The 429-nt window shown below is 68.5% G+C and carries 2 protein-coding genes; both read right to left on the bottom strand.

Features of this window, described 5'->3' with window-relative positions:
- Positions 1-235 (bottom strand): cation transporter (locus tag I6F37_RS40975; RefSeq protein ID WP_225154515.1); only part of this gene is annotated, 235 nt, incomplete at its 3' end.
- The coding region (locus I6F37_RS40980) for an ArsR family transcriptional regulator (RefSeq protein WP_225154516.1) at positions 235-429 on the bottom strand (195 nt) is incomplete at its 5' end. The genes I6F37_RS40980 and I6F37_RS40975, both read right to left, overlap by 1 nt.

The following is a 429-nucleotide window of genomic DNA, read 5'->3' on the forward strand; positions in this document are numbered from 1 at the left end:
GGTAGCCGAAGGTCCGGCCGCTCTTCGCCGGCCGCCCGGCGAACCAGATCGCCAGCAAGGCGAGCCCGATACCCGCGACGTCGGTGAACATGTGCCCCGCATCCGCAAGAAGCGCGAGGCTGTTCGAGACGAGTCCACCGACGAGTTCGACGACGAAGATCGTGGCCGTCAAGGCGAATACCGCGACCAACCGATCGCGGCTGGCGCTAGCCGTCGATCCGTGGGCGTGCGGCATCAGGCCGCCCCCTCAGCGACATGGACGGCGGCGTCGAGGACGAGGCGCCGCAGGTGGTCGTCGACGAGGCGGTAAAAGGCGATCCGGCCGACCTTGTTGCGGCTGACCGCTCCGCGCTCGCGGAGGAAGCGCAGTTGGTGAGAGAGGGCCGAGACGCTCATGCCCACGACCAGCGCGATGTCGCAGACACACAG

It is taken from the genome of Bradyrhizobium sp. NBAIM08, from assembly GCF_020193935.1.
Classification (GTDB): domain Bacteria; phylum Pseudomonadota; class Alphaproteobacteria; order Rhizobiales; family Xanthobacteraceae; genus Bradyrhizobium; species Bradyrhizobium yuanmingense.